This is a genomic window from Donghicola sp. XS_ASV15, from assembly GCF_041224595.1.
GTDB lineage: Bacteria > Pseudomonadota > Alphaproteobacteria > Rhodobacterales > Rhodobacteraceae > Donghicola.
Genome location: NZ_JBGFGN010000048.1, coordinates 1 through 1,398, shown reverse-complemented (window position 1 = coordinate 1,398; position 1,398 = coordinate 1). Strand labels below are relative to the sequence as shown.

Below are 1,398 nucleotides of genomic sequence, written 5' to 3'. Positions count from 1 at the left end.
GAGCGGAAGCGCGTCCGCATCGTCTGAGACCACGTGTTCCGAAGGAGGCGCGTCGTCATCGTCCAAGCCTTCGAGGGCCTCGAAGGGGCTTGGGACGGCGGTGCCTGCAGCCGCGTCTTCAGAGGCCTGTGGTTCTTCGTCTGCAGATGCCATCTGATCTTTGGGAGCCTCTGCGTCTTCCGGGGCGGACAGTTCTGCGTCCGGCTCTTCCACGTCAGCAAGCGCCGCGAAGGGGTCTTCCTCTTCGGTGGCGGCTAAGGGGTCTGCGTCGGGTTTGCCCTCGACGGCCACCTCGGCTTCTATGGGGGTGTCTTCTGTCGCCGGGGGGAGGCTGTCGTGACCTTGCTCCTCCTCCGCGCCCTCAAGGGCAGCAAACGGGTCGTCTTCCACTGGAGCAGAGACGGCCTCGGTCTCGAGCGCCTTCAGCGCGTCAAGGTCAGGAAGATCCTCTGCCGCGTCGGCCGCGCTGTCGAAGGGAGCAAACGGGTCATCGTCTTCGCTGAATTTTGCAAAGGGGTCGTCATCTAAGGTCGCCGCAGGGGCGGTTTGGGGTGTCGCAGGCGAGGCTGGATCTTCGCTGTCGAAAGCGGCGAAGGGATCTGCGTCGATTTCCTCAGTGGTTTCCATGACGGGGGCGTCATGGTCCTGGGCTGTTTCGGAAGCGTGATCTTCTGGCAGGGGTTCGGCCTTCTCCTCCCCAGGCTGGGTGCCATCTTTGGGATCGGTATCATCGGCGAGCGCGGCCATCCCGCCTGCGGCAAGACGGGCGAGCTGTGCGTTGCTGTCTTCTGCGGCGGGCTTTGCCACCTCGAAGGGTGCAAACATGTCGTCGTCTTCGCCTGTTGCCTCCTGCGTGTCTGGCTCTTCGAGGGCGGCTAAGGGGTCTGCGTCGGCTGTGCTCTCGACGGCCGTCACGGCCTCTATGGGGGTGTCTTCTGTCGCCGGGGGGAGGCTGTCGTGACCTTGCTCCTCCTCCGCGCCCCCAAGGGCAGCAAACGGGTCATCGTCTGCGCTGAATGCTGCGAAGGGATCTGCGTCGGTTTCTTCAGTGGCGTCCATGTCGAGCGCGTCGTGGGCTTGGGCTGTTTCGGAAGCGTGATCTTCTGGCAGGGGTTCGGCCTTCTCCTCCCCAGGCTGGGTGCCATCTTGGGGATCGGTATCATCGGCGAGCGCGGCCATCCCCCCTGCGGCAAGGCGGGCGAGCTGTGCGTTGCTGTCTTCTGCATCGGGCTTGGCTACCTCGAAGGGCGCAAACATGTCGTCTGCGCCGGTAGCCTCCTGCGTGTCTGGCTCTCCGAGATCGGCGAGGGCGGCAAAGGGATCCGCGGGCGTGGCCTCGAGGGTGTCCTGCGCTGGCTCTTCTGCCACAGTCTCCTTGTCGGTTTCCCCTGGGGCTGG

At 64.8% G+C, this 1,398-nt stretch carries 1 protein-coding gene; it reads right to left on the bottom strand.

The window, feature by feature from the left end:
• Positions 1–1,368 (bottom strand): hypothetical protein (locus AB9K37_RS00765; protein WP_369835122.1); only part of this gene is annotated, 1,368 nt, incomplete at its 3' end.
• Between the last annotated feature and the right edge of the window lie 30 nt (positions 1,369–1,398).